This is a genomic window from Streptomyces sp. EDA2-14, from assembly GCF_054963755.1.
Map to the genome: position 1 here is coordinate 683,044 of NZ_JBUEGE010000002.1, position 21,908 is coordinate 704,951.

The following is a 21,908-nucleotide window of genomic DNA, read 5'->3' on the forward strand; positions in this document are numbered from 1 at the left end:
CGTGGATCGCCATGAGCGAGGATGGGAGGCATGCCGAACCGACTGGCCCATGAGACGTCCCCCTACCTCCTCCAGCACGCCGACAACCCGGTGGACTGGTGGCCCTGGTCGGCCGAGGCCTTCGCGGAGGCGCGGCGTCGCGGGGTGCCGGTGCTGCTCAGCGTCGGGTATTCGAGCTGTCACTGGTGCCATGTGATGGCCCACGAGTCCTTCGAGGACGCGGCCACCGCCGCCGTCCTGAACGACAACTTCGTCAGCGTCAAGGTCGACCGTGAGGAGCGCCCCGACGTCGACGCCGTCTACATGGAGGCGGTGCAGGCCGCCACGGGCCAGGGCGGCTGGCCGATGACCGTGTTCCTCACGCCGGACGCCGAGCCGTTCTACTTCGGCACGTACTTCCCGCCCGAGCAGCGGCACGGCATGCCCTCGTTCACCCAGGTCCTCCAGGGCGTGCGGGACGCGTGGACCGAGCGGCACGGCGAGGTCACCGAGGTCGCAGGGAAGATCACCGCCGATCTGGCCGGGCGGGAACTGCCGTACGGGAACACGGAGTTGCCGGGGGAGAACGAGCTGGCGCAGGCGCTGCTCGGGCTCACCCGCGAGTACGACGCGACGTACGGCGGCTTCGGCGGCGCGCCCAAGTTCCCGCCGTCCATGGTGATCGAGTTCCTGCTGCGGCACCACGCGCGCACCGGCGCGGAGGGCGCGCTGCAGATGGCCGCCGACACGTGCGAGCGGATGGCGCGCGGCGGGATCTACGACCAGCTCGGCGGCGGCTTCGCGCGGTACTCGGTGGACCGGGAGTTCACGGTGCCGCACTTCGAGAAGATGCTGTACGACAACGCGCTGCTGTGCCGCGCGTACGCGCACCTGTGGCGTTCCACGGGCTCCGAGCTCGCCAAGCGCGTCGCTCTGGAGACCGCCGACTTCATGGTGCGCGAGCTGCGCACGAACGAGGGCGGGTTCGCGTCCGCGCTCGACGCCGACAGCGAGGACCCGGCGAGCGGCAAGCACGTCGAGGGCGCGTACTACGTGTGGACGCCGCGGCAGCTCACCGAGGTCCTCGGTGAGGACGACGCGGAGGTGGCCGCCCGCTGTTTCGGCGTCACGGCGGAGGGCACCTTCGAGGAGGGCGCCTCCGTGCTCCAGCTCCCTCAGGAGGACGCGGTGTTCGACGCCGCGCAGATCGAGCGGATCCGGCAGCGGCTCGCCGCGGCCCGTGACGAGCGCCCCGCCCCCGGCCGGGACGACAAGGTCGTCGCCGCGTGGAACGGGCTCGCGATCGCCGCGCTCGCCGAGACCGGCGCCTACTTCGGGCGCCAGGACCTCGTGGACACCGCCGTGTGCGCGGGCGACCTGCTCGTGCGCCTGCACATGGACCCGCTGGCCCGGCTGGCGCGGACCAGCAAGGACGGGCACGTCGGGGCCAACGCGGGCGTCCTTGAGGACTACGCGGACGTCGCCGAGGGCTTCCTCGCGCTCGCGTCCGTGACCGGCGAGGGCGTGTGGCTCGAGTTCGCCGGGTTCCTCCTCGACCACGTCATCGACCGGTTCACCGACCCGGAGAGCGGGGCGCTGTACGACACCGCGGCCGACGCGGAGCAGCTCATCCGGCGGCCCCAGGACCCGACGGACAACGCCACGCCCTCCGGCTGGACCGCCGCCGCGGGCGCCCTCCTGTCGTACGCGGCGCACACCGGCTCCGAACCGCACCGCACTGCCGCGGAGCGGGCCCTCGGCGTGGTCAAGGCGCTGGGCCCGCGGGCGCCGCGGTTCATCGGCAACGGTCTTGCGGTCGCCGAGGCGCTGCTCGACGGGCCGCGCGAGATCGCGGTCGTGGGGGAGGTCGGCGGGCGGCTGCACCACGCGGCGCTCACCGGGACGGCGCCCGGTGCCGTCGTCGCCGCCGGTGCGGAGGGTGGCGGAGAGCTTCCGCTGCTGGCCGACCGGCCGCTCGTCGACGGACGCGAGGCCGCCTACGTGTGCCGCCACTTCGTGTGCGACGCGCCGGTGACGGACGCGGACGAGCTGGGGCGGATGCTGGGCGAGACGCAGGCGTAGGCCGGGGACCGGCACGGCCGGCCCCCGGCAGGGGGTCAGCCGTGCTGGTAAGCCACCAGCGAGATGCCCACGTAGTGCACGACGAACGCGGCCAGCGTGAACGAGTGGAAGACCTCGTGGAAGCCGAACCAGCGCGGGGAGGGGTTCGGGCGCTTGATGCCGTAGATGACCCCGCCCGCGCTGTAGAGCAGTCCGCCGACGATCACCAGGACGAGCACGGCGATGCCGCCCGTGCGCATGAAGTCCGGCAGGAAGAAGACGGCGGCCCAGCCCATCGCGATGTAGCAGGGCGTGTAGAGCCAGCGCGGGGCGCCGACCCAGAACACGCGGAAGATGATCCCCGCCGCGGCCGCCGCCCAGATGCCCCACAGCAGCCACTGCCCCTTGGCGCCGGGCAGCAGAAGCATGGTCAGCGGCGTGTACGTACCGGCGATGATCAGGAAGATGTTCGCGTGGTCGAGCCGGCGCAGGACGCCGCCCGCGCGCGGCCCCCAGTTCCCCCGGTGGTAGAGGGCGCTCACGCCGAACAGCAGGCAGGCTGTGAGGACGAAGATCCCGCAGGCGACCCTGCCGCGCGTGGAGTCCGCGAGGGCCGTGAGGAAGATGCCCGAGATCAGTACGGCGGGGAACATGCCGGCGTGCAGCCATCCGCGCAGTCTCGGCTTCAGCGCGGAGGGCTGGACGGCGGGGACTTCGGGCTGCTCGGTGGCGACGCTCATCCCGGCATCGTACCTACGCGACCGTAGGTAACGGGCCGTTCGAGTGGTGATGCTCACCTCGCTCACCTGTGAGGCCCCCTGGACAGATGGGCGATTCGGTCGGATGATCAAATGAGTGCGGTCGGCACCGGATGAGCGCCCACTGAGCTCCAGTGGATTGGGAGGCGCAGCGTCCGGGTCGCAGCCCCCACGGGGCATCAACCTCAGAACCCCTCATTTAGGAGCGATCGTGGCGCGCGACATCGCGGCTCCCTCCCTGGACACCCTCCCGACCAACCACCAGGAACTGATCTCGTGGGTCAACGAGATCGCCGAACTGACGCAGCCGGACAGTGTGGTCTGGTGTGACGGCTCCGAGGCCGAGTACGAGCGCCTCGCCGAGGAACTCGTCGCGCAGGGGACGTTCAAGAAGCTCGACCCCATCAAGCGCCCCAACTCGTACTACGCCGCTTCCGACCCGACCGATGTCGCGCGGGTCGAGGACCGTACGTTCATCTGCTCCGAGAAGGAGGAGGACGCGGGCCCCACGAACCACTGGAAGGCCCCCGCCGAGATGCGGGAGATCTTCCGGGGCAACGAGGGGAACGGGGGGATCTTCCGCGGCTCGATGCGCGGTCGCACGATGTACGTCGTCCCGTTCTGCATGGGTCCGCTCGGCTCGCCGCTGTCCGCGATCGGCGTCGAGATCACCGACTCGGCCTACGTGGCCGTCTCCATGCGCACGATGACCCGGATGGGCCAGCCGGTCCTCGACGAACTGGGCGAGGACGGTTTCTTCGTCAAGGCCGTGCACACGCTGGGCGCCCCGCTGGGTCCCGACGAGGCGGACGTGCCGTGGCCGTGCAACTCCACGAAGTACATCTCGCACTTCCCCGAGGACCGCGAGATCTGGTCCTACGGCTCCGGCTACGGCGGCAACGCCCTGCTCGGCAAGAAGTGCTACGCCCTGCGCATCGCGTCCGTCATGGCGCGCGACGAGGGCTGGCTCGCCGAGCACATGCTGATCCTCAAGCTCACCCCGCCGACCGGTGAGTCGAAGTACGTCGCCGCCGCCTTCCCCTCCGCCTGCGGCAAGACGAACCTCGCGATGCTGGAGCCCACGATCTCCGGCTGGACCGTCGAGACGATCGGTGACGACATCGCCTGGATGCGGTTCGGCGAGGACGGCCGCCTCTACGCGATCAACCCCGAGGCCGGCTTCTTCGGCGTCGCGCCCGGCACCGGCGAGCACACCAACGCCAACGCGATGAAGACCCTCTGGGGCAACTCCGTCTTCACGAACGTCGCGCTCACCGATGACAACGACATCTGGTGGGAGGGGATGACCGAGGAGACCCCGGCGCACCTCACCGACTGGAAGGGCAACTCCTGGACCCCGGACTCGGGCGTCCCGGCCGCGCACCCCAACGCGCGCTTCACCACCCCCGCCTCGCAGTGCCCGATCATCGCGCCGGAGTGGGAGGACCCGAGGGGCGTGCCGATCTCGGCGATCCTCTTCGGTGGCCGCCGCGCCTCGGCCGTGCCGCTGGTCACCGAGTCCTTCGACTGGAACCACGGCGTGTTCCTCGGTGCGAACGTCGCCTCCGAGAAGACCGCCGCCGCCGAGGGCAAGGTCGGCGAGCTGCGCCGCGACCCCTTCGCCATGCTGCCGTTCTGCGGCTACAACATGGGCGACTACATGGCGCACTGGGTGAAGGTCGGTGCCGACAAGGACGCGACGAAGCTCCCGAAGATCTACTACGTCAACTGGTTCCGCAAGAACGCCGACGGCAAGTTCGTGTGGCCCGGCTTCGGTGAGAACTCGCGCGTTCTGAAGTGGATCGTGGACCGCCTCGACGGCCGCGCCGAGGGCGTCGAGACGCCGATCGGCATCCTGCCGACCAAGGAGTCCCTGGACACGAACGGCCTGGACCTGGCCGACGCCGACCTGGACTTCCTGCTGACGGTGGACAAGGAGGCGTGGCGCGACGAGGCGTCGCTCGTCCCGGCGCACCTGAACACGTTCGGCGACCACACGCCGACGGAGCTGTGGGACGAGTACCGCAAGCTCGTGGAGCGGCTCGGCTAGAGCTGAGGCGATGAAGAAGGGGCGCGGCCGACAGGCCGCGCCCCTTCTCGTTTCTCCGTCTTTCTCCGTCGGTCACACAGCGACGAGGTCCCCCGCGGACGCGTGCGCCTCCATGCGCTGCGCGGCCAGGATCGCGGCCGCCGTGTCCGCGCGGGACGCCGCGACCACCAGGGCGCGGCCCGCGAGGGCGTGCGCCCGCTGGTGCAGCGCGGCGACGTGCGGCTCGTGCACCGCGGCCGCCACGGTCGAGCGGACCGGCGCGTGGCCGCCGCGCAGCCGGGCGACCTGCGCGGACAGCGCCTCGGCCGCCTCGTCCAGGTCGGCCGCGGGGCGCAGCGCGCGCAGCTCGTCGGTGAGGGCGAGCAGCGCGCTCAGGTGCCCGGCGAGCTGGATGTCCAGCTCTTCCTCTCGGGAGCGGTGGGGGAATTCGCCGCTGTTGGCCGCCGTCGAGTGGACCGACTTGGTGCGGATCGGCTCGTACATGGGAGGCCTCCAGGGCATGCGTGTCAGCTTGGCCTCCATCGTACCTTAGATCGTGTCTAAATTAGAACCTGTCCAAAGTGGGGATGTCACGGCTGGCTGTAGCCGTCGAGGAAGTTCCCGATCCGGGTCACGGCCTCCGTCAGCTGCCGGGTGTCGGGCAGCGTGACGACGCGGAAGTGGTCGGGCTCCGGCCAGTTGAAGCCGGTGCCGTGCACCACCATGATCTTCTCGGCCCGCAGCAGGTCGAGCACCATCTGGCGGTCGTCCTTGACCTTGAAGACCTTCGGGTCGAGCCGCGGGAAGAGGTACAGGGCCCCCTTCGGCTTGACGCAGGTCACGCCCGGGATCTGCGTCAGCAGGTCGTACGCCACGTCCCGCTGTTCCTTCAGCCGCCCGCCCGGCAGCACCAGCTCGTTGATCGTCTGCCGCCCGCTGAGCGCCGCGACGACGCCGTGCTGGCCCGGCATGTTCGCGCACAGGCGCATGTTGGCGAGGATCGTCAGGCCCTCGATGTACGACTCCGCGTGGGCGCGCGGACCGGAGATCGCCATCCAGCCCACCCGGTAGCCGGCCACCCGGTACGCCTTCGACATGCCGTTGAAGGTGAGCGTCATGAGGTCCGGCGCGACGGCGGCGGTGGGGGTGTGCGTGGCGTCCTCGTAGAGGATCTTGTCGTAGATCTCGTCGGAGCAGACGAGGAGGTTGTGGCGGCGGGCGATGTCGGTGAGGCCGCGCAGCATCTCGTCGCTGTAGACGGCGCCCGTGGGGTTGTTGGGGTTGATGATGACGATGGCCTTGGTGCGGTCGGTGACCTTCCGCTCCACGTCCGCCAGGTCCGGCATCCAGTCCGACTGCTCGTCGCAGCGGTAGTGCACGGCGGTGCCGCCGGAGAGCGAGACCGCGGCCGTCCACAGGGGGTAGTCCGGGGCGGGGACGAGCACCTCGTCGCCGTCGTCGAGCAGTCCCTGCATCGCCATGACGATCAGCTCGGACACGCCGTTGCCGATGAAGACGTTCTCGACGTCCGTCTCCACGCCGAGCGTCTGGTAGTGCATCATCACCGCGCGGCGGGCGGCGAGCAGGCCCTTGGCATCGCCGTAGCCGTGGGCGTCGCCGAGGTTGCGGAGCATGTCCTCGAGGATCTCCGGCGGGCAGTCGAAGCCGAACGCCGCGGGGTTGCCGGTGTTCAGCTTCAGGATGCGGTGCCCTGCCGCCTCCAGCCGCATCGCCTCCTCGAGCACCGGGCCACGGATCTCGTAGCAGACGTTGGAGAGCTTGGTCGACTGGATGAGCTGCATCCCCAAACTTTACGGCTGCGTTTCGGGATGGCGCGCACCCTTTGTCGGCCGGTGGGGCGGGGTGGGCGGCACCGGTTTCGGATGCGGTGGCACGCGGTGCCGGATGCCTCCGGATCGGCGGGTTCCGGGGTGGGTGCGGCTTTGATGGGGCGGGTCGGCGGGGCGGGTGAGATGGGCCACGCCTCTCCTCGCGACCGGCGGCCCTGTGTTAAATCGAGCGCATGTTCGAAACATTGGTTACGGTGGAACCATGCTTCAGGGATCGCTGTTCGACCAGGCCGAGGAGATGGCGCTCGGACCGCTCGGAGCCGTGCGGCGCACCGTGCTCGGCGACGGGGCCTGGATCGACGTGCTGCCGGGGTGGCTGAGCGGCGCCGACGAGCTGTACGAGCACCTCGCCGGCGGTGTGCCGTGGAAGGCCGAGCGGCGGCAGATGTACGAGCGGATCGTCGATGTGCCGCGGCTGCTGAAGTTCTACGGGGCGGGGGAGCGGCTGCCGCACCCCGTGCTCGACACGGCGCGCGACGCGCTGTCCGGGCACTACGCGCGGGAGCTGGGCGAACCGTTCAGCACGGCGGGCCTCTGCTACTACCGGGACGGGCGGGACAGCGTTGCCTGGCACGGCGACCGGATCGGGCGCGGCGCCCGCGAGGACACGATGGTCGCCATCCTGTCCGTGGGCACGCCGCGCGATCTCGCGCTGCGGCCCGTCGGCGGCGGACCGGTCGTGCGCCGACCGCTCGGGCACGGCGACCTCATCGTGATGGGCGGGTCCTGCCAGCGGACCTGGGAGCATGCGATCCCCAAGTCCGCGCGTGCGGCCGGAGGCCGGATCAGTGTCCAGTTCCGGCCGCACGGGGTGCGGTGAGAGGTACTGCGGTGATCAGACGGTCCTGCGCACCGAACGGCCCGCGAGGACGTCCGTCCGCTTCCCGTCCTCGATCACGAACCTGCCGTCGACCAGCACGTGCGGGATGCCGACGGGCAGCGTGCGCGGCGCCTCGAACGTGGAGCCCGCCGCGACCGTCTCCGGGTCGAACAGGACCAGGTCGGCGCGGTACCCCTCGCGGACCAGGCCGCGGTCCGGCAGACGCAGCCGGGCGGCCGGGCGCGAGGTGAGGTGCGCGACCGTCTCCTCCAGCGACATGACGCCGAGGTCGCGGGCGTAGTGGCCGAGGTAGTGCGGGAACGTGCCGTACGCGCGCGGGTGCGGCTTGTAGCCCTGGAGGATGCCGTCGCTGCCGCCGGTGTGCACGGAGTGCTGCATGATCGCGCGGACGTTGTCCTCGTGGCCGACGTGCTGAAGGATCGTCGAGCCGAGCTTGTCGTTGATCAGCAGTCGGCGGGCGGTGACCCAGGGGGCCTCGCCGCGCTCGCCCGCGGCCTGCGCGACCGTCTTGCCGACACAGGAGGCCAGACCCGGGTCGGAGACGCCCGAGATCTCGATCCTGTCCCACTCGATCGGCACGCCGTGACAGCCGTCCGCGCCGATCTCCTCGACGTGGTGCCGGATCCGCTCGGCGGTCTCGTCGTCCTTCAGGCGGGCGAGGGTCGCGTCGGGGCCGCCCTCGTTGGCCCAGCTCGGCAGCATCGCGACCAGTGTGGTGGCGCCCGGGGTGTACGGGTACGTGTCGAGGCTGATGTCGGCGCCGTCCGCGATGGCCTGGTCGAGCAGGGCGAGCAGGTCGACGCCCTTGCCCTTGTTCACGCCGAAGTTCATGGTGGCGTGCGCGAGGTGGAGGGCGCAGCCCGCGGTGCGGGTCAGCTCCACCATCTCCCGGTACGCGTCGAGCGCACCGGCGCCGTAACTGCGGTGGTGCGGGCAGTAGTAGCCGTCGTACGAGGCCACCACCCGGCACAGCTCGGTGAGTTCGGCGTCCTTCGCGTACATGCCCGGTGTGTAGGTCAGTCCGGAGGACATGCCGACCGCGCCCTGTTCGAGCCCCTCGGCGACCAGCTGCTTCATGCGCTCCAGCTCGGCCGGCGTCGCGTCGCGGTCGTCCCAGCCGACCGCGTACATGCGGACCGTGCCCTGCGGGATGAGGTACGCGGCGTTCACCGCGATGCCCTGGCGGTCGATGCGGTCCAGGTACTCGCCGACCGTGCGCCAGTCGAAGTCGATGTCCGAGCCGTCGCCGTTCCACCCGGTGATCGCCTGGCGGACCTGGGCGAGGGTGCGGTCGTCGACGGGGGCGTACGACAGGCCGTCCTGGCCGAGGACTTCGAGGGTGACGCCCTGGGCGGCCTTCGCGCTGTGGTCCGGGTCGCGGAGCACGGCGAGGTCGCTGTGCGCGTGCATGTCGATGAAGCCGGGGGAGAGGGCGAGTCCTTCGGCCTCCACGGTGCGCTCCGCGGTGGGGCGGGGGCCGTCCCCCTCGCGGTGGATCCCGGCGATCCGGCCGTCCTGCACGGCTACGTCGGCTCGTTGGGAAGCGCCGCCGCTGCCGTCAATGACGCGCGCGTCGCGGATGACCAGGTCCATGGGGGGTGCCTCTCTGGGTGCGGTTGTGCGGCGCCGTGGTGTGGGCCGTCGTATCGGCGCGCGGCGCCGGGGTGCCGCCTTGCCCACCCTGCCGCCCAAGGCGGCAGATTGCCCAAGGCGGCCGGCAATTCAAGCCCCTGCGGCGATTGAGCAGCGGGGGCCGGGGCGGAGCCCCGTGGCGTGGGCGACGGCTGGGCTCAGAAGTACGTGCGGATGTAGTCGACGACCGTGCCGTCGGACTCCACCAGCGGAATGAGCTGCCACTTGTCGAACGACGTGCACGGGTGCGAGAGGCCCATGCCGAGCCAGTCGCCCACCTCGACGTCGGCACCCGGCTCCGTACGAACCCACCCGTGCTGGTCGGAGAGCCCGGTGACCGCGACACCCGTGGCCTCGCGCACCTCGCCGGTCCGCGCGTCCCGGACGACCTGCGCCTCCGGCAGATCGATGTCGTACGCCGCGTCCCGCTTGCCCGCGTTGGTGAACGCCTGCCCGTCGGTGGGCCGCGAGACGAACTGCGCCCACAGCCGGAACGCCGGCTCCAGCGCACCCTCCTCCGGGACCCGGTTGAACGGGGTGAGGTGCCGGTAGTGGCCGTCGTCGTGCGAGACGTACGCGCCCGAGCGCAGCAACTTCACGACAGGAGCGCTCAGTTCGGGGATCTCGGCGAACACGTCCGCCACCGCGTCGAACCACGCGGAGCCGCCCGCGCTCACCACGATCTCGTCGAGGCCCGCGAACCGGCCCGCCTTGTCGAAGTCCGCCGCGAGCGCCACCAGCCGGCGCAGCCAGGCGCGCACCCGCTCGCCGTCCGCGTCCGGCACCTCGCCCTCGTAGCCCGCGACACCGCCAAGGCGCAGCTTGTCAGCCGCATCCACCGCTTCCGCGATCTCCGCGCAGTCCGCCTCGGTGCGGGCCCCGGTGCGCGCGCCGTCGCCCGCGCCCAGCTCCACCACGACGTCGACCGGGCGGTCCGCGCCGGCCTCCGTCAGGGCGGCCTGCATCAGTTCGACGCCGCGCACGGAGTCGACGTAGCAGAGGAAGCGGAAGGACGGGTCGGCGTCCAGCTCCTTCGAGAGCCAGCGCAGCGCGGCCGCGTCGACCAGCTCGTTCGCCAGGAAGATCCGGTCGATGCCGAACTCGCGGGCCACGCGGACCTGGTGGGGGACGGCGAGGGTGATGCCCCACGCGCCGTGCTCCAGCTGCCGGTGGAAGAGCTGCGGGGCCATCGACGTCTTGCCGTGCGGGGCGAAGGCGAGGCCGTGCCGGGCGGAGTAGGTCTCCATGAGCGCGAGGTTGTGCTCCAGGCGCTCGGCGGAGAGGGCGAGGACGGGGGTGGTGAAGCCGTCCGTGAAGAGGTTCAGGCGGCGCGCGGCCAGCTCGCCGACCGTGGCGCCGTCCGCCTCGGGAGGCAGTCCCTTGAAGCGGAAGTCCACCCGCTCCGTCGCCAGCTCCTCAAGACGAGCGATACGGCGCTCGACGGCTTTGTCGGCGTTCTGGGCGGTCACGGCGCCTCCTCCAGGCAGCCCGTTGCACCATTTGCAACGGTCATTGCGTATGTCGCTTCATGCTGTCTAACATCCGAGCCAACGTCGGGTCAACGGAGCCCGAAGTCCCCCAGCCGCGAGGAGTGCGACCCATCGTGACCGCCACCGGACCCGCAGTACCGACCAGCGCAGTCGATGCCGATGGCGCCGATGTCGTCGCGCTCGGCGAGTCCATGGTCACGTTCCGGCCCTCCGTGCCCGGGCGGCTCGCCGATGTGCCCTCGTTCGACCGCGGGATCGGCGGCGCCGAGTCCAACGTGGCGTGCGTGCTCGCCGCCGCGGGGCACCGCTCCGCCTGGGTCAGCCGGGTCGGCGCCGACGGCTTCGGCGACCACCTCGTGGAGGCCATCGGCGCGTACGGCGTCGACACCTCCGCCGTCCGCCGCGACCTGCACCGCCCCACCGGCATCTACTTCCGCACGGCGGGCGACCGGGCCACCGCCGCCCACGAGGTCGCCTACTACCGCGCCGGATCCGCCGCCTCCGCCATGTCCACCGCCAACCTGGACCTGGACGCGCTGCGCTCCGGCCGGATCCTGCACCTGTCCGGGATCACCGCCGCGCTCTCCGCCGGCTGCCTCGACCTGCTGCGCGAGCTGACCGCCCCGCGCGCGGGCCGCCCCCTCGTCTCCTTCGACGTCAACCACCGGCCCGGCCTGTGGTCCGGCTCCGCCGAGGGCCCCGAGGTCCTTCTGGAGCTCGCGCGCGGCGCCGACATCGTGTTCGTCGGCGACGACGAGGCCGAGGACGCCTGGGGCATCACCGGCGGGCCCGACGCCATCCGGGAGGCGCTGCCCGAGCCCGCGCTGCTCGTCGTCAAGCGGGGTGCCGACGGCGCCATCGCCTACGACAAGGACGGCCGCACCGACGAGCCCTCCCCGCGCGTCGACGTCGTCGCCGCCGTGGGCGCGGGCGACGCCTTCGCCGCCGGATTCCTCTCCGCCACCCTGCGCGGGCTGCCCGTCGCCGAACGCCTTCGGCACGGCCACCTCTGGGCCGCCGTCGCCCTCACCGAGCCCGGCGACCTCGCGGCGCCCCCGAGCCGCGCCCGGGCCGACCGCCTGGTCGGCCTCGACGCCGCCTCGTGGGGGACACTGCACGTCGGCCCCGGTTGGGCAGCAGCCGATCCCGCCGACGGGCCGGCCGCCGAGGAGGTACGTACGCCATGAGCCAGACCGTCGACCGCGCGCTCAGCATCCTGCCGCTGCTCGCCGAGGGACCCGCCGACCTGGGCCAGGTCGCCGACCGCCTCGGCGTGCACAAGTCCACGGCGCTGCGCCTGCTGCGCACCCTCCACGAGCACGGCCTGGTCTACCGCCAGACCGACCAGCGCTACCGCCTCGGCGCCCGCCTCTTCGCGCTCGCCCAGGAAGCCGTCGAGAACCTCGACGTCCGCGAGATCGCCCACGCCCACCTCGTCGAGCTCAACGAGAAGGTCGGGCACACCGTCCACCTCGCCGTGTACGCGGAGAACGAGGTCCTCTACATCGACAAGGTCGAGAGCCGCTACCCGGTGCGCATGTACTCGCGCGTCGGCAAGCCGGTCGCCATCACCGTGGCCGCCGTCGCCAAACTGCTGCTCGCCGACCTGTCCGAGTCCGAGCGCCGCGCCCTCGCGGAGAAGCTCGACTACCCCATGTACACGTCCCGTTCCACCCCCAACGCCGCAGCGTTCCTGCGGGAGTTGGAGAAGGTGCGCGAACAGGGCTGGGCCACCGACCTCGGTGGCCACGAGGAGTCCATCAACTGCGTCGGCGCCCCCATCCGCGGCGCGGACGGCCGGGTCGTCGCCGCCATGTCGGTCTCCGCGCCGAACGTCGTCGTCACCGCCGAGGAACTCCTCACGCTGCTCCCGCTGGTGCGCCGCACGGCGGAGACCATCAGCCGGGACTACTCCGGTACCCCTCCCAAGTAACACCCCTCGAAAGAAAGCCAGTTCACATGTCTGAGAAGACCGCGCTCACGCCCTCCACCCACACCACCCCGCCGGCGAAGTTCTCCCACGGCGTCAAGAAGGGCAACATCCTTCAGGTCGCGGGTCAGGTCGGCTTCCTGCCGGCCGAGGAGGGCAAGGCCCCGACCCCCGCGGGCCCCACCCTCAAGGAGCAGACGCTCCAGACCTTCGCCAACGTCAAGGCGATCCTCGAAGAGGGCGGCGCGAGCTGGGACGACGTCATGATGATGCGCGTCTACCTCACGGACGTCGACCACTTCGCCGAGATGAACGCCATCTACAACGAGTACTTCGAGGGGCAGGGCCTCAAGGAGGCGCCCGCCGCCCGCACGACCGTCTACGTCGGTCTGCCCAAGGGCCTGCTCATCGAGATCGACGCGCTCGCCGTCCTGAGCTGAGCCCCCTGAGCCCTCCGGGCTCCCACTGAATCGCGCTCGTCGTCACGGTGCGGCCGCCCCCGCGGGGGCCGCACCGCGATCCCTCCTGCCTGGAAACGCTGGAAACCACCCCACTCCCCCCCCATGTACTTACGAGGTCAACGATGTCCCCGTACGCCACCCTCGCGTCCGCCGCCGCGGAACAGCCAGAGCACTCCGGCGGCCTGCTCCTGCTCATACCCGGCACGGCCGGCCTGCTGACCGTTGCCGTCCTCGGCATCGCCCTGCTGCTCTTCCTGATCATCAAGGCCAGGCTCCAGCCCTTCGTGGCCCTCCTGACGGTCTCCATCGCCGTCGGCCTCGCGGCCGGCCTCTCGGTCACCGAACTCTTCGGCACCGTCCAGAAGTCCACCGCCACCTCGGTCATCGAGGACGGGATGGGCGGCACCCTCGGACACATCGCGATCATCATCGGCCTGGGCACCATGCTCGGCGCGATGCTCGAGGTGTCCGGCGGAGCCGAAGTGCTGGCATCCCGCCTGATCCACCTCTTCGGCGAGAAGCGCGCCCCCATCGCGATGGGCCTCACCGGCCTCATCTTCGGCATCCCCGTCTTCTTCGACGTCGGCATCTTCGTGCTGGCGCCGATCGTCTACGCGGCCGCCAAGCGCGGCGGCAAGTCGATCCTGCTGTACTGCCTGCCGCTGCTCGCCGGCCTGTCGATGACCCACGCGTTCCTGCCCCCGCACCCGGGTCCCGTCGCCGCCGCCGGACTGCTCCACGTCGACCTCGGCTGGGTCATCCTCATGGGCATCGTCTGCGGCATCCCCGCCGTCCTCGCCGCATGGGCCTGGGCCGCCTGGATCGGCAAGAAGATCTTCGTGCCCGTCCCGCAGGACATGGTCGAGGCCGCCGACGAGGCGAAGGCCGCGCTCGCCGAGGAACAGCGCAAGGACGGCATCACGCCCCGCGAGGACCCGGTTCCGCTCGGCATCGTCTTCACGATCATCGCCATCCCGCTGGTGCTGATCCTCGCCGCGACGTTCTCCTCGATCGCCCTCGACCCGTCGACGGTCCGCTCCGTCATCGAGTTCTTCGGCAACCCGTTCGTGGCGCTCACCATCGCGCTGTTCGCCGCGTACTACCTGCTCGGCCTGCGCCGCGGCTGGTCCCGCAAGTCCCTGGAGACGGTGTCCACCGCGTCCCTGAAGCCGGTCGCCAACATCCTGCTCGTCGTCGGGGCGGGCGGGGTCTTCGGCGCCGTCCTCCAGGCCAGCGGCATCGCGCAGGCGCTGTCCGACACGTTTAACAGCATCGGTCTGCCGATCATGGTCCTCGCGTACCTGATCTCGCTGGTGCTGCGCGTGGCGCAGGGTTCGGCGACGGTCGCCATCGTCACCACGGCCGGCATCGTGGGCCCGCTGCTCCAGGCGGGCGACTACTCGCAGCCGTACACGGCCCTCGTCATCATGGCGATCTCGGCGGGCTCCATCTTCGCCTCGCACGTCAACGACGGCGGCTTCTGGATGGTCTCCAAGTACTTCGGGATCTCCGAGCGGGACACCCTGCGCTCGTGGACCGTCCTGGAGTCGGTCCTCTCGGTCGCCGGATTCGTGGTGGCCCTGGTGCTCGGCCTCTTCGTCTAGCGCCCCACGCCGTACGTCTGTGCCGCACCCACCCCTGGGGGAGGTGCGGCACAGGCTTGTCCGCCATACTTCCGCCCGTGGAGCAGCGTATGGAGAACGAGAAGGTCACGCCCGTCACCGGTGCCGGCTTCGACCCGGCGCACATCCCTGGCCTGACGGCTCCCGCACGGCAGCCGGACGCCGAGGTCACGGATGCCGAGGAGACGCCGGAGGAGGTGACGACCACGCAGCCCGAAGCACGGCCCGAGGAGCCCGAAAAGGCTCAAGAGGCGGAAGTGGCAGCGGAAGCGGACGAGGAAACGGACGAAGAAACGGACGACCCCGAGGCCGACGCCCCCGTCCTTGAGGCCAAGGACCGCCGCGGCTCCATCACCGTCGACGCGACCGGCGTCCGCTTCACGCTCGACGACCAGGAGGCCGACTTCACCTGGGACGAGATCAGCGCGGTCGAGTTCGGCACCGCGCGCAAGCGCCTCACGGTGACGGTCCACATGCCCAACAGCCGCTGGTTCCCGAACGACGTCGAGGCCCCCGACAAGGCCCGCCTGGCGGAGTGGACGGACCAGCTGGACAAGGCGCTGGACCGGTACTTCGAGGAGTAGCCGGCAGTTGGTGCTGTCGGCCCCCTTGCGGGCGGCCCGGCTTTACGCACCCTTGGTGTTCATGGCGGACACCACGGGCACCCCAGGAACCGGCACCACCACCTCCTTCGACTCTCACCCCCGAAAGTCCAGCTGGAAGTACATCGGCCCCGGCATCGTCGTCGCCGCGACGGGTGTCGGGGCGGGCGACCTCGTAGCCACTCTCATCGCGGGCAGCAACTTCGGCTACACACTGCTCTGGGCCGCGGTTCTCGGCTGCCTCGTCAAGATCAGCCTCGCGGAGGCGGCGGGCCGCTGGCACCTGGCCACGGGGCGCACCCTCTTCGACGGCTGGGCGAGCCTCGGCAAGTGGACCACGTACTTCTTCGTCGTCTACGCGGTGATCTGGGGCTTCGTGTACGGCGCGGCGGCGATGTCGTCGAGCGGACTGCCCCTTCAGGCGCTCTTCCCCGACGTGTTCCCGGCGGACTGGTCGATCAAGCCGTGGGCGATCCTCTGCGGCATCGTCGGCCTGGTCTTCGTCTGGCTCAACAAGTACGCCGTCTTCGAGAAGGTCATGACGGTGCTCGTCGGCGTCATGTTCGTCGTGACGGTCTATCTGGCGATCCGCGTCACCCCGCACCTCGGCGACGCCTTCGCGGGACTGCTCCCGGTGCTGCCCGACGAGAAGGACTCGATCCTCAACACACTGGGCCTGATCGGCGGCGTGGGCGGCACCATCACCCTTGCCGCGTACGGCTACTGGGCCAACGCGAAGGGCTGGACGAACACCTCCTGGATGAAGGTGATGCGCCTCGACAACCGGGTCGCGTACATCACCACCGGCATCTTCGTCGTGGCGATGCTGTTCGTCGGCGCGGAGCTGCTGCACTCCTCCCACACGGCGATCGCCGAGGGCGACAAGGGGCTCGTCGACCTCTCCAAGATCCTTGAGGCCGAGTACGGTACGGCGACGGCGAAGCTCTTCCTGGTCGGCTTCTTCGCCACGTCGTTCACGTCGCTGATCGGCGTCTGGCACGGCGTGAGCCTGATGTTCGCCGACTTCGTGGAGCGCTACCGCCTCGCGCGCGTCGTGACCGGCGAGGAAGTGGCGCGCGGCGACCGCGAGAAGGGCTGGCCGTTCCGCGCCTTCCTGCTGTGGATGACGTTCCCGCCGATCATCCTGCTCTTCCAGGGCCAGCCGTTCCGCCTGGTCATCATCTACGGGGTCCTGGGCGCGGCCTTCATGCCGTTCCTCGCCCTCACCCTGATCTGGCTCCTCAACTCCTCGCGTACGCCTGCGAGCTGGCGCAACGGATGGCTGAGCAACGGCATGCTGGCGGCGGCGGGCCTGCTGTTCGTGGTCCTGTGCGCGAAGCAGATCTGGGACGTGCCCTGGTCCGACTTCTTCTGAATCGCCCGGAGGGCCGGGGTGCGGGCAGCGCCGCCGGGGGAGCGGCGGCGCTGCCCGTGCGTGGGGTTACATGGCGTCGACGTGCGGGCCCACGGCCGAGGACCATGCGTTGCCGGAGCTCGCGTCCCAGTTGGTGGACCAGGTCATCGCGCCGCGCAGGCCCGGGTAGGTCTTCGACGGCTTGAACGAGCCGCAGTTCGTGCCCTTGGCGAGGCAGTCGAGGGCGTCGTTCACGACCGACGGGGAGACGTAGCCGCTGCCCGCCGCGCTCGACGAGGCCGGCGTGCCGATGCCGACCTGCGAGGGATCGAGCCCGCCCTCCAACTGGATACAGGCGAGGGCGGTCAGGAAGTCGACGGTGCCCTGGCTGTAGACCTTGCCGTCGCAGCCCAGCATCGAACCGCTGTTGTAGTACTGCATGTTGACGACGGTCAGGATGTCCTTCACCGCGAGGGCCGTCTTGAAGTACTCGGCCGAGGTCGACTGCATGTCGATGGTCTGCGGCGCCATCGTGAGCACGAAGTCGCCGCCCGCCTTTCCGGCCAGCGACTTCAACGCCTGCGACATGTACGTCGAGTTGAGCCCGTTCTCCAGGTCGATGTCGACGCCGTCGAAGCCGTACTCCTGCATGAGCGCGTACACGGAGTCGGCGAAGTTGTTCGCGGAGGCCTCGTCGCTGACCTGGATGGTGCCCTTCTCGCCGCCGATCGAGATGATCACGGACTTCCCGGCCGCCTGCTTGGCCTTGATGTCGGCCTTGAAGGCGTCCTCCGTGTACCCGCCGAGGCCGGCGGAGTCGAGCGTGAAGTCGACGGCGCCCGGCGTCGTGGTGGCGTCGGCGAAGGCGACGGCAACGATGTCGTAGTCGTCCGGGACGTCGGCGAGCTTCTGCACGCTCGCGCCGTTGTCGAAGTTCTGCCAGTAGCCGGTGACGGCGTGCTCAGGGACGGCGGCCGTGGAGCTTTCCGCCGTACTCGCCGCATTCGCGGTACTTGTCGTGGCGAGACCGCCCACGGCGAGCGCCGCCGCCGTGAACGCGCCCAGAAGCACACCGGGCCGTGACCGTCTGCGAGGGGAATGCGCCATTTCTTCCTCCAAGTGGGGGAGGTCTCCCGGCACCGAAGTGGGGGAGGTGTGGGGGGGAGTTGGGGAAGCAGCTGCTGGCCGTACAAACTGGTCCAGACCAATGCGCTTGTCAAGGGTTGTCGCCGACGCTTCTTCGCCAACCGGCCGACAACCCCGGCCCATCGCACCGTGAACAGTGCGAAGTGGGGTGTTGCGGGGCGGCCTCGTGGATATGGTGCTGGAGCAGTGGCACCGACAGATGCTGCTGAAGGGACGCAGAGCGACGACCGGGGGGTTTACGCGTGCCGACCGCCATAGCCGTGACCGACCCCGACCTGGTCCTCGCCTCGCCGGACCGGCACACACCGACCGCGACCGTACTGCCCCTGGGCGAAGCAGCGGAGAAGTATCCGCTGGACCGCGCCCTGCTCGACGTACACACGCTGATCGAACAGCACGGGTACGTGATCGTGCTCTGCCCGGAATCGGCGCCGGACGCGACCGTGCACCGCCTGCATTCGATCCGTTCCATGCTGGAAACCGATCGGATCGCGATCCTGCGCCCCGCGCTGCCGCCCCTCGGGGTCGCCGTGCTGGCGCTGCAATTGCGCCAGTTGTCCATCTGCGACTTCAGCCCCGGCGTCCTCGCGTCGGCGGCCCGCCTCCTCGCGCACTACGTGTACGCGGGCGCCGTCCTCGGCTCGGTCGCCAAGCTGGACCGGGTCCCGGTCACCCTGAAGGCACACGCCAAGTCGTGGTCACCGAACGCCCAGTTCGCGGTGGTGGCCTCCCCGCAGCCCCAGCTCATCCGCCTGACGGACTCGGCGGAGCCCCCCGCAGGCCCCGCCTTCCGCACGCGGATGGTCTACGCCGTCGGCCAGCACACCCCCGACTGGCTCACCGGCGTCCTCGCCCCCGCCTGGCGGGTGCAGGGCGTCACGCGGACGCGGCTGCCGGCCGAGTCCGCGCGCTGGTGGGCGACGGGCAAGCCGGGCAGCCCCGGCCGGATCGTCGAGTTCGCGGCGGCCATCCCCGACATCTCCGTGCTCTACCAGCTCGTCTCCTCCGTCCGCCGCGAGCAGTGCCACTGGTGCGGCCTCGAACTCATCGGCGACCGCTGCGGGTTCTGCTCCGCGCCGCTGGCCGGGGAGTCGCCACCCGAGGGCGCGGGCGCGACGGCACACGAGGCGCTCGCCCCCGCGGCGGGCTCGACCCGAACAGCACTGCCACGAGCGACCCGCCACTGATCGCAACCGACCCCCGACGCTCCTTACCGACCCCTACTGGCCCCTAGCAACGAGGTTGTCCGGTCCATGAACTCACGTCAGCGCCGCGGCGTCATACTCCTGGTCGTCTCGGCCCTGTGCGCGATCGGCGCGTTCGCCGGTGTGCTCGCCGTGATCCGTGACGTGGACTCGAAGGTGGCGCCGGAGACGGACGCGTACGAGCTGAAGCAGGACGTGTCCCCGTACAAGCAGCTCACGGCGGACCAGTTCGAGAAGGTGCGGATGCCGAAGCGCTGGCTGTCGGACACGGCCGTCACCGACCTGGGCGAGATCCGCGGCAAGATCGCCGTCACCCGGCTCAAGAAGGGCTCCCTGCTGCAGTCCGACATGATCGTCGACCGCCCGAAGCTGGAGGCGGGCCAGCAGGAGATCGCCATCATGATCGACGCGGAGACCGGCGTCGCCGGAAAGATCAACCCCGGTTCGCAGGTCAACATCTACGCGACGTTCAAGGCCGAGAACGACAGCGAGCGCGACCAGTCCAAGGTGATCGTGGAGAGCGCCAAGGTCATTGACGTCGGCAAGCTGACCCCGATCGACCAGCAGGGCGCCGCGGACACCGAGAACTCCGCGCGCAGGCAGGGCGAGGCGGTCCCGATCACCTTCGCCCTGGGCGCCGCGGACGCCCAACGCGTCGCATACGCGGAGTCGTTCGCGACCCACGTACGCCTGGCCCTCGTGGCCCCGGGCGACGACGACAAGATCGCACCGGGGGACAGGTCGTACACGCTGGAGGGTGACAAGTGAGCCCACTGACAGCCCCTGCGGCGATTGAGCAGCGGGGTCCGGGGCAGAGCCCCGCGTCCGCAACCACGGTGCCGGTGAACGGAGGGTCCCGCCCATGACCACCCGCATACTCCCGGCCGTCGCCGACCCGGAGATCGCCCGCTCCCTCATCACGCTCCTCTCCCAGCTCCCCGACACCGAACCCGCCCCACCCGTCGCCGACGCCACCGCCCTCCTCGACACCCTGGCGGGCCTCGCCGCCGAGTCCCTGGACGAGGTCCCCGAGGTCGTCCTGGTCCACGAACGCATCGGCCCGGTCCCGGCGCTCGACCTCATCCGCGACCTGGTCCTCCGCTTCCCGGCGGTCGGCGTCGTCCTGCTCACGGCCGACACGAGCCCCGCCCTCCTCACCGCCGCGATGGACAGCGGAGCGCGCGGCATCGTCACGTTCCCCCTCGGCTACGACGCCCTCGCGGAACGCGTCCAGGCGGCCGCGTCCTGGTCGGCCGGCATGCGCCGCCACCTGGCGGGCGGCACCGGCACGGAACTCGTCCCGGCGGGCGGCGGCGGCCGCGTCGTGGCGGTGGCGGGCGCGAAGGGCGGCGTGGGCACCACGGTCACCGCGGTCCAACTGGCCCTGGCTGCCCGCGCATCCGGCCGCTCGGCCGCCCTCCTGGACCTGGACCTCCAGTCCGGCGACGTGGCGTCCTACCTCGACGTCCAGTTCCGCCGCTCCGTCGCCGACCTCGCCGCGATCCGCGACATCACGCCCCGCGTCCTCCAGGACGCAGCCTTCACCCACGAGTCCGGCGTCGACCTGCTCCTGGCCCCCGGCGACGGCGAACGCGGCGAGGACGTCACCGACCGCGTCACCCGCCAGGTGATCCACGCCCTGCGCGCCCGCTACGACGTGGTGGTCGTCGACTGCGGTACGCAGATGGGCGCGGCGAACACGACGGCGATCGAACTCGCCGACCAGGCGGTCCTCCTGGTCACCCCGGACGTCGTGGCGGTCCGGGCCGCGAAACGCATGGTGCGCCTCTGGGACCGCCTGCAGATCCGCAAAGCGGAGGAGACCCTCACGGTCGTCAACCGGCACGCCCGCTCCGCGGAGATCCAGCCGAGCCTGGTGGAACGGGTGACGGGGACGAAGACTGCCCGCACCTCGATCCCGGCCGCGTACAAGGAACTCCAGGCGGCCGTCGACGCGGGCCGCATGCAGGACCTCGACAACCGCTCGTCGGTCAAGCAGGCGATGTGGTCGCTGGCGGCGGAACTCGACCTGGTGGCCACGCCCGCGCCCCCGACGTCGGGCCGCCGGGCCCGCCGCCGCGGCGACAAGGGCGCGGTCACCCTCGAATTCGCGGCGATGTTCCCCCTGGTCCTGGTCGTCATGGGCCTGCTCTGGCAGTGCGTCCTGTGGGGCTACACGTACTCCCTGGCCGGCAACGCTGCGGACGAGGCGGCGCGGGCGGCGACCTCCGCGTACGCCTCCGGCGGCGACGGACAGGGAGCATGTGACGCTGCGGGCCGCAAGAACCTGCCGGGAGCGTGGCAGGGGGCCGACATCAGCTGCCCGGACAGCCCCGGCGTCGTCACGCAGGCCACGGTCGAGGTCGACGTCCCCCTGTTCTTCCCCGGCGTGAACCCCGGCTGGAAGGTCACGGGAGAGGCAGGCGCAGCAACGGAGGCGAACAAGTGACGGGCCGCGAAGGGCCGGTTCCGGCAATTCAAGCCCCTGCGGCGATTGAGCAGCGGGGTCCGGCAAATCAAGCCCCGCCGGCGATTGAGGCGCGGGGTCCGGGGCGGAGCCCCGAGACGTCAACCCCGCCTCGGCGAACCCCAACCGGCGACCGCGGAGTCTCCATGCTGGAGTTCGCCGGCTTCCTCCCCTTCCTCCTCGTCATCGGCATGGCCGCAATCCAACTCGGCCTCGTCGGCTACGCCGCCAACCAGGCAGGATCCGCCGCCCGCGCAGCGGCCCGCGCCGAATCCCTCACCCCCGGCTCCGCCCAGGCGGCCGCCTCCGCATCGACGAGCTCCTGGCTGCGACCCCGGGCGGAGCCCAACGGCACCGACGACACGGTGACGTACACGGTCACCGTGCACGTACCCGCGGTCATCCCGCTCTTCGAAGGCTGGCCCCTCCACCGCACCGCGACGATGCCGAACGACCGACAGAACGAGGGGAGTTGACCTGA

The 21,908-nt window shown here is 70.8% G+C and carries 19 protein-coding genes; 13 read left to right on the forward strand and 6 right to left on the reverse strand.

Features of this window, described 5'->3' with window-relative positions; genetic code table 11:
* Positions 1–30 precede the first annotated feature (30 nt).
* Complete coding sequence (locus ACY34M_RS09510; protein WP_462716031.1) at positions 31–2,061, forward strand: thioredoxin domain-containing protein; 2,031 nt, start codon at positions 31–33, stop codon at positions 2,059–2,061.
* Positions 2,062–2,096: 35 nt separating this feature from the next.
* Here ACY34M_RS09510 and trhA read toward each other — a convergent pair whose 3' ends face one another.
* A complete protein-coding gene (gene trhA, locus ACY34M_RS09515) occupies positions 2,097–2,780 on the reverse strand; it encodes a PAQR family membrane homeostasis protein TrhA (RefSeq protein WP_462716030.1) in 684 nt (227 codons plus the stop codon).
* Between the two features lie 229 nt (positions 2,781–3,009).
* Between trhA and ACY34M_RS09520 the strand changes: the two genes are divergently transcribed.
* Positions 3,010–4,848, forward strand: a complete 1,839-nt coding sequence (locus tag ACY34M_RS09520) for a phosphoenolpyruvate carboxykinase (GTP) (RefSeq protein WP_462716029.1) — start codon at positions 3,010–3,012, stop codon at positions 4,846–4,848.
* Positions 4,849–4,920: 72 nt separating this feature from the next.
* Here the strand turns inward: ACY34M_RS09520 and ACY34M_RS09525 are convergent, their stop codons facing one another.
* Together ACY34M_RS09525 and ACY34M_RS09530 are read right to left on the reverse strand one after the other, a co-directional pair.
* Positions 4,921–5,331: an SCO4983 family protein gene (locus ACY34M_RS09525; RefSeq protein WP_462716028.1), complete on the reverse strand. Its 411-nt coding sequence runs from the start codon at positions 5,329–5,331 to the stop codon at positions 4,921–4,923.
* Between the two features lie 86 nt (positions 5,332–5,417).
* Complete coding sequence (locus ACY34M_RS09530) at positions 5,418–6,629, reverse strand: pyridoxal phosphate-dependent aminotransferase (protein WP_462716027.1); 1,212 nt, start codon at positions 6,627–6,629, stop codon at positions 5,418–5,420.
* Between the two features lie 250 nt (positions 6,630–6,879).
* Between ACY34M_RS09530 and ACY34M_RS09535 the strand changes: the two genes are divergently transcribed.
* Positions 6,880–7,497: an alpha-ketoglutarate-dependent dioxygenase AlkB gene (locus tag ACY34M_RS09535; protein WP_462716026.1), complete on the forward strand. Its 618-nt coding sequence runs from the start codon at positions 6,880–6,882 to the stop codon at positions 7,495–7,497.
* Positions 7,498–7,512: 15 nt separating this feature from the next.
* Here the strand turns inward: ACY34M_RS09535 and ACY34M_RS09540 are convergent, their stop codons facing one another.
* The gene (locus ACY34M_RS09540) at positions 7,513–9,111 is read right to left on the reverse strand and encodes an N-acyl-D-amino-acid deacylase family protein (RefSeq protein WP_462716025.1); all 1,599 of its coding nucleotides are present in this window, start codon (positions 9,109–9,111) and stop codon (positions 7,513–7,515) included.
* A gap of 197 nt (positions 9,112–9,308) precedes the next feature.
* Positions 9,309–10,580, reverse strand: coding sequence for an amino acid deaminase (locus tag ACY34M_RS09545; RefSeq protein WP_462716592.1), 1,272 nt, complete (start codon positions 10,578–10,580; stop codon positions 9,309–9,311).
* 173 nt (positions 10,581–10,753) lie between these two features.
* Here ACY34M_RS09545 and ACY34M_RS09550 point away from each other — a divergent pair, with 173 nt between their 5' ends.
* The 6 genes from ACY34M_RS09550 to ACY34M_RS09575 all read left to right on the forward strand — a co-directional run bounded on the left by ACY34M_RS09550 (position 10,754) and on the right by ACY34M_RS09575 (position 16,630).
* On the forward strand, positions 10,754–11,827 hold the full coding sequence (locus ACY34M_RS09550; RefSeq protein ID WP_462716024.1) for a sugar kinase: 1,074 nt from the start codon (positions 10,754–10,756) through the stop codon (positions 11,825–11,827).
* Entirely contained in the window at positions 11,824–12,573 is a 750-nt protein-coding gene (locus ACY34M_RS09555) for an IclR family transcriptional regulator (protein WP_462716023.1), read from the forward strand. Before ACY34M_RS09550 ends, ACY34M_RS09555 begins: the two co-directional genes overlap by 4 nt.
* Positions 12,574–12,599: 26 nt before the next feature.
* The gene (locus tag ACY34M_RS09560; RefSeq protein WP_426901506.1) at positions 12,600–13,010 is read left to right on the forward strand and encodes a RidA family protein; all 411 of its coding nucleotides are present in this window, start codon (positions 12,600–12,602) and stop codon (positions 13,008–13,010) included.
* 143 nt (positions 13,011–13,153) lie between these two features.
* Positions 13,154–14,635, forward strand: a complete 1,482-nt coding sequence (locus ACY34M_RS09565) for a GntP family permease (RefSeq protein WP_462716022.1) — start codon at positions 13,154–13,156, stop codon at positions 14,633–14,635.
* 77 nt (positions 14,636–14,712) lie between these two features.
* The gene (locus tag ACY34M_RS09570; RefSeq protein ID WP_462716021.1) at positions 14,713–15,237 is read left to right on the forward strand and encodes a hypothetical protein; all 525 of its coding nucleotides are present in this window, start codon (positions 14,713–14,715) and stop codon (positions 15,235–15,237) included.
* A 61-nt stretch (positions 15,238–15,298) separates the two neighbouring features.
* Complete coding sequence (locus ACY34M_RS09575) at positions 15,299–16,630, forward strand: Nramp family divalent metal transporter (protein ID WP_462716020.1); 1,332 nt, start codon at positions 15,299–15,301, stop codon at positions 16,628–16,630.
* A 66-nt stretch (positions 16,631–16,696) separates the two neighbouring features.
* On the opposite strand, the gene ACY34M_RS09580 is transcribed toward ACY34M_RS09575, so the two are convergent.
* Positions 16,697–17,716 (reverse strand): chitinase, encoded by a 1,020-nt coding sequence (locus tag ACY34M_RS09580; RefSeq protein WP_462716019.1) that lies wholly within the window; start codon positions 17,714–17,716, stop codon positions 16,697–16,699.
* 281 nt (positions 17,717–17,997) lie between these two features.
* Between ACY34M_RS09580 and ACY34M_RS09585 the strand changes: the two genes are divergently transcribed.
* From ACY34M_RS09585 to ACY34M_RS09600, 4 genes are all read left to right on the forward strand, one after another.
* The gene (locus ACY34M_RS09585; RefSeq protein WP_462716018.1) at positions 17,998–18,942 is read left to right on the forward strand and encodes a hypothetical protein; all 945 of its coding nucleotides are present in this window, start codon (positions 17,998–18,000) and stop codon (positions 18,940–18,942) included.
* A gap of 66 nt (positions 18,943–19,008) precedes the next feature.
* Positions 19,009–19,728 (forward strand): Flp pilus assembly protein CpaB, encoded by a 720-nt coding sequence (cpaB, locus tag ACY34M_RS09590; RefSeq protein ID WP_462716017.1) that lies wholly within the window; start codon positions 19,009–19,011, stop codon positions 19,726–19,728.
* Between the two features lie 94 nt (positions 19,729–19,822).
* Positions 19,823–21,409, forward strand: coding sequence for an AAA family ATPase (locus tag ACY34M_RS09595; RefSeq protein WP_462716016.1), 1,587 nt, complete (start codon positions 19,823–19,825; stop codon positions 21,407–21,409).
* A 164-nt stretch (positions 21,410–21,573) separates the two neighbouring features.
* Positions 21,574–21,903, forward strand: coding sequence for a TadE/TadG family type IV pilus assembly protein (locus tag ACY34M_RS09600; protein WP_462716015.1), 330 nt, complete (start codon positions 21,574–21,576; stop codon positions 21,901–21,903).
* Positions 21,904–21,908: the final 5 nt, after the last annotated feature.

What these genes read in the sequence shown, in the direction of transcription:
- ACY34M_RS09565 (WP_462716022.1), top strand. Translation starts at nt 13,154, where the DNA reads ATGTCCCCGTACGCCACCCTCGCGTCCGCCGCCGCGGAACAGCCAGAG.
- ACY34M_RS09510 (WP_462716031.1), top strand. Translation starts at nt 31, where the DNA reads ATGCCGAACCGACTGGCCCATGAGACGTCCCCCTACCTCCTCCAGCAC.
- trhA (WP_462716030.1), bottom strand. Translation starts at nt 2,780, where the DNA reads ATGAGCGTCGCCACCGAGCAGCCCGAAGTCCCCGCCGTCCAGCCCTCC.
- ACY34M_RS09540 (WP_462716025.1), bottom strand. Translation starts at nt 9,111, where the DNA reads ATGGACCTGGTCATCCGCGACGCGCGCGTCATTGACGGCAGCGGCGGC.
- ACY34M_RS09530 (WP_462716027.1), bottom strand. Translation starts at nt 6,629, where the DNA reads ATGCAGCTCATCCAGTCGACCAAGCTCTCCAACGTCTGCTACGAGATC.
- ACY34M_RS09560 (WP_426901506.1), top strand. Translation starts at nt 12,600, where the DNA reads ATGTCTGAGAAGACCGCGCTCACGCCCTCCACCCACACCACCCCGCCG.
- ACY34M_RS09580 (WP_462716019.1), bottom strand. Translation starts at nt 17,716, where the DNA reads ATGGCGCATTCCCCTCGCAGACGGTCACGGCCCGGTGTGCTTCTGGGC.
- ACY34M_RS09535 (WP_462716026.1), top strand. Translation starts at nt 6,880, where the DNA reads ATGCTTCAGGGATCGCTGTTCGACCAGGCCGAGGAGATGGCGCTCGGA.
- ACY34M_RS09555 (WP_462716023.1), top strand. Translation starts at nt 11,824, where the DNA reads ATGAGCCAGACCGTCGACCGCGCGCTCAGCATCCTGCCGCTGCTCGCC.
- cpaB (WP_462716017.1), top strand. Translation starts at nt 19,009, where the DNA reads ATGAACTCACGTCAGCGCCGCGGCGTCATACTCCTGGTCGTCTCGGCC.
- ACY34M_RS09595 (WP_462716016.1), top strand. Translation starts at nt 19,823, where the DNA reads ATGACCACCCGCATACTCCCGGCCGTCGCCGACCCGGAGATCGCCCGC.
- ACY34M_RS09525 (WP_462716028.1), bottom strand. Translation starts at nt 5,331, where the DNA reads ATGTACGAGCCGATCCGCACCAAGTCGGTCCACTCGACGGCGGCCAAC.
- ACY34M_RS09600 (WP_462716015.1), top strand. Translation starts at nt 21,574, where the DNA reads ATGCTGGAGTTCGCCGGCTTCCTCCCCTTCCTCCTCGTCATCGGCATG.
- ACY34M_RS09575 (WP_462716020.1), top strand. Translation starts at nt 15,299, where the DNA reads ATGGCGGACACCACGGGCACCCCAGGAACCGGCACCACCACCTCCTTC.